7 protein-coding genes are annotated in these 8792 nt (G+C 57.8%); 3 read left to right on the top strand and 4 right to left on the bottom strand.

Going from position 1 to position 8792, the window contains the following annotated elements:
- Positions 1–23: 23 nt before the first annotated feature.
- From dnaN to gyrB, 3 genes are read left to right on the top strand one after another with little or no spacing between them, the layout of a single operon-like run.
- Complete coding sequence (gene dnaN / locus ACIQU2_RS28570; RefSeq protein WP_017341709.1) at positions 24–1127, top strand: DNA polymerase III subunit beta; 1104 nt, start codon at positions 24–26, stop codon at positions 1125–1127.
- A gap of 20 nt (positions 1128–1147) precedes the next feature.
- Positions 1148–2251, top strand: a complete 1104-nt coding sequence (gene recF / locus ACIQU2_RS28575) for a DNA replication/repair protein RecF (protein ID WP_007969883.1) — start codon at positions 1148–1150, stop codon at positions 2249–2251.
- Positions 2252–2256: 5 nt separating this feature from the next.
- Positions 2257–4680, top strand: a complete 2424-nt coding sequence (gyrB, locus tag ACIQU2_RS28580) for a DNA topoisomerase (ATP-hydrolyzing) subunit B (RefSeq protein WP_008155700.1) — start codon at positions 2257–2259, stop codon at positions 4678–4680.
- A 295-nt stretch (positions 4681–4975) separates the two neighbouring features.
- Here gyrB and ACIQU2_RS28585 read toward each other — a convergent pair whose 3' ends face one another.
- The 4 genes from ACIQU2_RS28585 to ACIQU2_RS28600 form a co-directional block, all read right to left on the bottom strand.
- On the bottom strand, positions 4976–5755 hold the full coding sequence (locus ACIQU2_RS28585) for a lysophospholipid acyltransferase family protein (protein WP_347805233.1): 780 nt from the start codon (positions 5753–5755) through the stop codon (positions 4976–4978).
- Between the two features lie 91 nt (positions 5756–5846).
- Positions 5847–6386 carry a D-glycero-beta-D-manno-heptose 1,7-bisphosphate 7-phosphatase gene (gene gmhB, locus ACIQU2_RS28590; RefSeq protein ID WP_403145892.1) on the bottom strand — a complete coding sequence of 180 codons (540 nt, stop codon included), beginning with the start codon at positions 6384–6386 and terminating at the stop codon, positions 5847–5849.
- Positions 6387–6392: 6 nt separating this feature from the next.
- A complete protein-coding gene (gene glyS, locus ACIQU2_RS28595; RefSeq protein ID WP_403145894.1) occupies positions 6393–8447 on the bottom strand; it encodes a glycine--tRNA ligase subunit beta in 2055 nt (684 codons plus the stop codon).
- The coding region (locus ACIQU2_RS28600) for a glycine--tRNA ligase subunit alpha (protein ID WP_403145896.1) at positions 8444–8792 on the bottom strand (349 nt) is incomplete at its 5' end. The genes ACIQU2_RS28600 and glyS, both read right to left, overlap by 4 nt.

The raw sequence follows: 8792 nt of genomic DNA on the forward strand, positions 1-8792 counted from the left end.
TGAATAAGGCAAGGGACTAGACCATGCATTTCACCATTCAACGCGAAGCCCTGTTGAAACCCCTGCAACTGGTCGCAGGCGTCGTCGAGCGCCGACAGACCTTGCCGGTGCTCTCCAACGTGCTGCTGGTTGTCGAAGGCCAGCAATTGTCGCTGACCGGTACCGACCTGGAAGTCGAGCTGGTCGGTCGTGTACAACTCGAAGAGCCTGCCGATCCAGGTTCCATCACTGTGCCTGCGCGCAAGCTGATGGATATCTGCAAGAGCTTGCCGAACGATGCGCTGATCGACATCAAGGTCGACGAGCAGAAGCTCGTGGTGAAGGCCGGCCGTAGCCGCTTCACCCTGTCGACCCTGCCGGCCAATGACTTCCCGACTGTGGAAGAAGGCCCAGGCTCGTTGACGTGCAGCCTTGAGCAAAGCAAATTGCGCCGTCTGATTGAACGGACCAGCTTTGCCATGGCCCAGCAGGACGTGCGTTACTACCTCAACGGCATGCTGCTGGAAGTCTCGGCGGGCATCATCCGCGCCGTGGCCACCGACGGTCACCGTCTGGCCATGTGCTCGATGCAGGCTGATATCGGTCAGCCGGATCGCCACCAGGTCATCGTGCCACGTAAAGGTATCCTTGAGCTGGCGCGCCTGCTGACTGAGCCGGACGGCATCGTCAGTATCGTACTGGGTCAGCACCACATTCGTGCGACCACTGGCGAGTTCACCTTCACGTCGAAACTGGTCGACGGCAAATTCCCGGACTACGAGCGTGTTCTGCCCAAAGGTGGCGACAAGCTGGTCCTCGGCGATCGTCAGGCCCTGCGTGAAGCCTTCAGCCGTACCGCGATTCTGTCCAACGAGAAGTACCGCGGCATCCGTCTGCAACTGGCCAATGGTCAGCTGAAGATCCAGGCGAACAACCCGGAACAGGAAGAAGCGGAAGAAGAAGTGGGCGTCGAGTACAACGGCGGCAATCTGGAAATCGGCTTCAACGTGAGCTACCTGCTCGACGTGTTGGGCGTCATGACGACTGAGCAGGTTCGTCTGATCCTGTCCGACTCCAACAGCAGTGCGTTGGTGCAAGAGTCTGACAACGACGACTCGGCCTACGTTGTCATGCCGATGCGCCTGTAATCATGCTTAGCAGAAGCTAGATGTCCTTAAGTCGCGTCTCGGTCACCGCGGTGCGCAATCTGCACCCGGTGACCTTCTCCCCCTCCCCCCGAATCAACATTCTTTACGGCGCCAACGGCAGCGGCAAAACCAGTGTTCTGGAAGCCATTCATCTGCTAGGGCTTGCCCGTTCGTTTCGTAGCACCCGCCTGTTACCGGTCATCCAGTACGAGCAGCTCGCCTGTACGGTGTTTGGGCAGGTGGAGTTGGCCGAGGGTGGGCACAGCGCCTTGGGGATATCCCGCGACCGTCAAGGCGAGTTCCAGATTCGCATCGACGGGCAGAACGCTCGCAGCGCGGCGCAACTGGCGGAAATTCTGCCGCTGCAGTTGATCAACCCTGACAGTTTCCGCTTGCTGGAAGGCGCACCGAAGATTCGCCGGCAGTTTCTCGACTGGGGCGTGTTCCACGTGGAACCACGATTCATGTCCACCTGGCAGCGCTTGCAGAAGGCCCTGCGCCAGAGAAACTCTTGGCTGCGGCATGGTACACTTGACGCCGTTTCGCAAGCGGTTTGGGACAGGGAACTGTGCCAGGCCAGCGCTGAAATTGATGAATACCGCCGCGCTTATATCAAAGCCTTGAAACCAGTCTTTGAACAGACCTTGAGCGAACTGGTTGAGCTCGAGGGCTTAACGCTCAGCTATTACCGAGGTTGGGACAAAGACCGAGAGCTGAGTGCAGTGCTCGCCGGGTCCCTTCAGCGGGATCAGCAAATGGGTCATACCCAGGCCGGACCGCAGCGCGCTGATTTGCGTCTTAGATTGGGCGCACACAACGCCGCGGACATCTTGTCTCGCGGTCAGCAGAAGCTGGTGGTCTGTGCATTGCGGATTGCCCAAGGGCACTTGGTTAGCCAGGCCCGACGCGGCCAGTGTATTTATCTGGTGGATGACCTGCCGTCCGAACTGGACGAGCACCACCGCCGCGCGCTTTGCCGCTTGCTGGAAGACTTACGCTGCCAGGTGTTTATAACCTGTGTAGATCACGAATTATTGAGGGAAGGCTGGCAGACGGAAACGCCAGTCGCTCTGTTCCACGTGGAACAGGGCCGTATCACCCAGACCCACGACCATCGGGAGTGAAGGCATTGAGCGAAGAAAATACGAATACCTACGACTCAACGAGCATTAAAGTGCTGAAAGGCCTGGATGCCGTACGCAAACGTCCCGGTATGTACATTGGTGACACCGACGATGGTAGCGGTCTGCACCACATGGTCTTCGAGGTAGTCGACAACTCCATCGATGAAGCGCTCGCTGGCCACTGCGACGACATCAGCATCATCATCCACCCGGACGAATCCATCACCGTTCGCGACAACGGTCGTGGTATCCCGGTAGATGTGCACAAAGAAGAAGGCGTCTCGGCAGCCGAGGTCATCATGACCGTGCTGCACGCTGGTGGTAAATTCGACGACAACTCCTACAAAGTATCCGGCGGCCTGCACGGTGTAGGTGTGTCGGTTGTGAACGCCCTGTCCGAAGAGCTGGTCTTGACCGTTCGCCGCAGCGGCAAAATCTGGGAACAGACCTATATTCACGGTGTTCCAAAAGAACCGATGAAAATCGTCGGTGAAAGCGAAACCACCGGCACCCAGATTCACTTCAAACCGTCCGACCTGACGTTCAAGAACATCCACTTCAGCTGGGACATCCTGGCTAAGCGGATTCGTGAACTGTCCTTCCTCAACTCCGGTGTCGGCATCGTCCTCAAGGATGAGCGCAGTGGTAAGGAAGAGCTGTTCAAGTACGAAGGTGGCCTGCGTGCATTCGTTGAATACCTGAACACCAACAAGACCCCGGTCAACCAGGTGTTCCACTTCAACATCCAGCGTGAAGACGGCATCGGCGTGGAAATCGCCTTGCAGTGGAACGACAGCTTCAACGAGAACCTGTTGTGCTTCACCAACAACATTCCACAGCGCGATGGCGGTACTCACCTGGTGGGTTTCCGTTCCGCACTGACGCGTAACCTGAACACCTACATCGAAGCCGAAGGTCTGGCGAAGAAGCACAAAGTCGCGACCACCGGTGACGATGCCCGTGAAGGCCTGACCGCGATTATCTCGGTAAAAGTGCCGGATCCGAAGTTCAGCTCCCAGACCAAAGACAAGCTGGTTTCTTCCGAAGTGAAGACCGCGGTCGAACAGGAAATGGGCAAGTACTTCTCCGACTTCCTACTGGAAAACCCGAACGAAGCCAAACTGGTCGTCGGCAAGATGATCGATGCGGCTCGCGCTCGTGAAGCGGCGCGTAAAGCCCGTGAGATGACCCGTCGTAAAGGCGCGCTGGATATCGCCGGCCTGCCGGGCAAACTGGCTGACTGCCAGGAAAAAGACCCTGCCCTTTCCGAACTGTACCTCGTGGAAGGTGACTCTGCTGGCGGCTCCGCCAAGCAGGGACGCAACCGTCGGACCCAAGCCATCCTGCCTCTCAAGGGCAAGATCCTGAACGTCGAGAAGGCGCGCTTCGACAAGATGATCTCTTCGCAAGAAGTGGGCACCTTGATCACCGCGCTGGGCTGTGGCATTGGCCGCGATGAATACAACATCGCGAAGCTGCGTTACCACAACATCATCATCATGACCGATGCTGACGTCGACGGTTCGCACATCCGTACCCTGCTGCTGACCTTCTTCTTCCGTCAGTTGCCGGAGCTGATCGAGCGCGGCTACATCTACATCGCCCAGCCGCCGCTGTACAAGGTCAAGAAAGGCAAGCAAGAGCAATACATCAAAGACGACGACGCCATGGAAGAGTACATGACGCAGTCGGCCCTGGAAGATGCGAGCCTGCACCTGAACGAGGAAGCCCCGGGTATTTCCGGCCCCGCCCTCGAGCGTCTGGTGAATGATTTCCGTCTGGTAATGAAAACGCTCAAACGTCTGTCGCGCCTGTATCCACAGGAGCTGACCGAGCACTTCATCTACCTGCCAGCCGTTAGCCTGGAGCAATTGTCCGATCACGCAGCGATGCAGGATTGGATGGCCCAGTACGAAGTTCGCCTGCGCACCGTCGAGAAGTCCGGCCTGGTTTACAAAGCCAGCCTGCGTGAAGACCGTGAACGTAACGTCTGGCTGCCTGAGGTCGAACTGATCTCCCACGGCTTGTCGAACTACGTCACCTTCAACCGCGACTTCTTCGGCAGCAACGATTACAAGACTGTTGTTTCACTGGGCGCTCAACTGAGCACCTTGCTGGACGACGGCGCGTATATCCAGCGTGGCGAGCGCAAGAAGCCGGTCACCGAGTTCAAGGAAGCCCTTGAATGGCTGATGGCCGAAAGCACCAAGCGTCACACCATCCAGCGATACAAAGGTCTGGGCGAAATGAACCCGGATCAGCTGTGGGAAACCACCATGGACCCAAGCCAGCGCCGGATGCTCAAAGTGACCATCGAAGACGCCATTGGCGCGGACCAGATCTTCAACACCCTGATGGGTGATGCGGTCGAGCCTCGTCGTGACTTCATCGAAAGCAACGCCTTGGCGGTTTCCAACCTGGACTTCTGATCCAGCTAACCTGCCAAACGAAAAAGGCCAACGCTCAAGCGTTGGCCTTTTTTACTGTCTGAAAGGTGCGTCCGTTTACTCGGTCATTGCTGCCACGCTCTCCAACGAAGATTGAAACACCTGAACCGAAGACATAAAAAAACCGGCTATATCAGCCGGTTTTTTTACGTCCGAAAAAAACTTATGCACCTTTTTCGGTTTTTTATTGGTTTATAAAATATGTATATAAATCATAAGCCTACAAACTAAATCCGACGCATTTCAACAAAACGGTACACAGGTTATCCACAAAATCTCAGATAGCCATTTGATCGGTAGCCGTCGGGGCTTGCGGGGCGGCTGGCAGCGAACCCATTTCACGTTGCATCTGCTCGTTCCAGGCCTGGACCCGATCATTGAGCTCGGCAACCGCACGCGGCCCGCTACCCTCTGCATACATGGGCGCGCCGATGATCACGGTAATAACGCCCTGCTTCTTCGCCCAACCGGTTTTCGGCCAGAACTTGCCAGCATTGTGCGCAATCGGCAGGACTGGAAGCGCGGCGTTGACCGCCAACGCGGTGCCACCGCGTGAGAACTTGCCGATGGTGCCATACGGAACTCGCGTCCCTTCGGGGAAGATCAGCACCCAGACGCCATCCTTCAGCAGTTCATCGCCTTTCTTCGCCACATGCTTGAGCGCGGCTTTTGGATTGTCGCGGTCGATGGCGATTGGTCGCAGCATGGCCATGGCCCAGCCGAAGAACGGTACAAACAGCAATGAGCGCTTGAGTACCTGGCTCAACGGCTCGAAGTAAGCGGAGAGAAAGAAAGTTTCCCAGGTGCTCTGGTGGTTCGACTGAATCACGCAGGGCTGGTCGGGCACGTTCTCGGCGCCCTTCACTTCGTAGCTGATACCCAGAAAGACTTTGCTCAACCACAACGCGCAGCGGCACCAGTACACATTGATGAAGCGATACCGCGCCTTGAACGGCAGAAAAGGCGCGATAAAAAAGCTCAGGCTGCACCAGAGCAAGGAACTGGTGCCCAGCAGCAGGTAAAAGAGGAAGGATCTGATGGCCTGCAGTATCGACATGGCGACATTTACCGTTGCGGGCACTGCCCGCCTATTTAAAGCGCACTTCCCTTTCATCCTTGGACAGGAATATCAGAAGCGCAGGACTTATTTAAGTGCAGTTGTGCACAAGTTCTGCGGCAATCGCCGCCAGATCGTCAAAAATCAAGGTGCCTACCGGTAGGGTCTTGCCCAAAGTCTTTTCGCCTTTCCCGGTCTTTACCAAAACTGGCTGAGAATCGACGGCTTTGGCGGCCTCCAGGTCACCAAGGGTATCGCCGACGAACCAAAGATTGGTCAGCGATACGTTGTAATGCGCGGCGATGGTTTTCAACATCCCGGGTTTTGGTTTGCGGCAATCGCAGCCATCGTCCGGCCCGTGCGGGCAATAGACGATCAGCCCGACTTCACCGCCCTGCTCCGCCACCCGCTCGCGCAAGCGCTCGTGCATGGCGTCCAGGGTGGCGATGTCGTAATAGCCGCGAGCGATGCCCGACTGGTTGGTAGCCACCGCTACCGTCCAGCCGGCCTTGCTCAACTGCGCAATGGCTTCGATCGAACCCGGGAGCGGAATCCACTCCTCCACCGACTTGATGTAAGCGTCGGAGTCGTAATTGATCACCCCGTCTCGATCGAGAATCAGCAGTTTCAAACAGTCTTACCCCAGCAACGAAATATCGGCGACGCCGAGGAACAGCCCACGCAGACGCGACAGCAACGCATAACGGTTGGCGCGGACCTTGGCATCTTCAGCGTTGACCATTACGGCTTCGAAGAACGCATCCACCGGCTCGCGCAAGGCAGCCAGACGTGCCAGCGATTCGCTGTACTGACGCGCCGCAGCCATCGGCTGGACAGCCTGGTCAGCCTGCTGGATCGCCGAGTACAGGGAGAACTCGTTGGCGTTATCGAAGTACTTGGCTTCCACGACCGAAGGAACAGAGCCTTCTACCTTGCTCAGCAAGTTGGAAACGCGCTTGTTCACCGCGGCCAGGGCAGCGGCTTCCGGCAATTTGCGGAAAGCTTCTACCGCTTGTACGCGCTGATCGAAGTCCAGCGCCGAACCCGGTTTCAGGGCACGCACTGACAGGTAAGTCCCGACATCCACGCCTTCGTCTTCGTAACGGGCACGCAGGCGGTCGAAGATGAACTCCAGCACCGAGTCGTTCAGGCCGGCAGCCTTGACCTTGGTACCGAATGCATTCACGGCGAAAGCCACGGCATCGTTCAAGTCGAGGTCGAGCTTCTTGTCGATCAGGATCCGCAACACACCCAGCGCAGCACGGCGCAAGGCGTACGGGTCTTTGCTACCGGTTGGCAGCATGCCGATGCCGAAAATACCCACCAGTGTGTCGAGCTTGTCAGCGATGGCCACGGCCGCACCGGTCAGGGTGGTCGGCAGTTCCGCACCAGCACCGCGCGGCATGTACTGCTCGTTCAGCGCCAGAGCGACTTCTTCCGGCTCGCCGTCGTTGAGGGCGTAGTAGTAACCGGCGACACCTTGCATCTCCGGGAACTCACCGACCATCTCGGTCGCCAGGTCGCACTTGGACAGCAGGCCTGCACGGGAAGCCCATGCGGCGTTGCCGCCAATGCGTTGGGCGATGAACGCAGCGAGTTTGGAAACGCGCTCAGCCTTGTCGTAGACGCTGCCGAGTTTTTCCTGGAACACCACGTTCTGCAGACGCAGATTGAAATCTTCGAGTTTCTGCTTCTTGTCTTGCTTGAAGAAGAACTCGGCGTCGGTCAGGCGTGGACGAACCACTTTCTCGTTACCGGCGATGATCTGCTGTGGGTCTTTGCTTTCAATGTTGGCCACGGTGATGAAGCGTGGCAGCAACTTGCCGTCGGCATCCAACAGGCAGAAGTACTTCTGGTTGTCCTGCATGGTGGTGATCAGGGCTTCTTGCGGCACGTCGAGGAAACGCTCTTCGAACGAGCACACCAGCGGCACCGGCCATTCAACCAGCGCGGTCACTTCGTCGAGCAGCGCTGGCGGAACGATTGCAGTACCTTCCTGCATCGTTGCCAGCTCTTCGACGCGTTTGCTGATCAGTTCGCGACGCTCATTGGCATCGGCCAATACATAAGCGGCACGCAGGTCGGTCAGGTAGTTGGCCGGCGAGGTGATGCGCACGCTTTCCGGGTGATGGAAGCGGTGACCACGGGAATCGCGACCAGCCTTCTGGGCGAGGATGGTGCAATCGATGACCTGGTCACCGAGCAGCATCACCAGCCACTGGGTCGGACGAACGAATTCTTCCTTGCGAGCACCCCAGCGCATGCGCTTGGGAATCGGCAGGTCGTTCAGGGAATCTTCGACGATGGTTGGCAGCAGGCTCGCGGTCGGTTTGCCGGCGATGCTTTGGCTGTAACGCAGTTTCGGGCCGCTTTGATCGATTTCGCTCAGGTCGACGCCGCACTTCTTGGCGAAGCCCAATGCCGCTTGAGTCGGGTTGCCTTCGGCATCGAACGCGGCCTGACGTGGCGGGCCATCGAGGTTGATGCTGCGATCCGGCTGCTGAGTCGACAGCGAAGTGATCAGCACAGCCAGACGACGTGGCGCGGCGTAGACGGTTTTGGTTTCGTAGTTCAGGCCTGCGGCTTGCAGGCCCTTGTCGATACCGGCCAGAAACGCATCGGCCAGGGTGTTCAGGGCTTTGGGTGGCAGTTCTTCGGTGCCCAGTTCAACCAGAAAATCTTGAGCACTCATTGTGCAGCCTCCAGCTTAGCCAACACTTCATCACGCAGGTCCGGGGTCGCCATCGGGAAGCCCAGCTTGGCGCGAGCCAGCAGGTAGGCTTGCGCAACGGAACGCGCCAGGGTGCGCACACGCAGAATGTATTGCTGACGCGCGGTCACCGAGATCGCCCGGCGCGCATCCAGCAGGTTGAAGGTGTGGGAGGCCTTCAACACCATTTCGTAGCTCGGCAACGGCAGCGGCTGGTCGAGTTCGATCAGGCGCTTGGCTTCGCTTTCGTAGAAATCGAACAGCTCGAACAGCTTCTCGACGTTGGCGTGTTCGAAGTTGTAGGTCGACTGCTCCACTTCGTTCTGG

This window comes from Pseudomonas sp. NPDC098740 (genome assembly GCF_044760065.1).
Classification (GTDB): domain Bacteria; phylum Pseudomonadota; class Gammaproteobacteria; order Pseudomonadales; family Pseudomonadaceae; genus Aquipseudomonas; species Aquipseudomonas rossensis.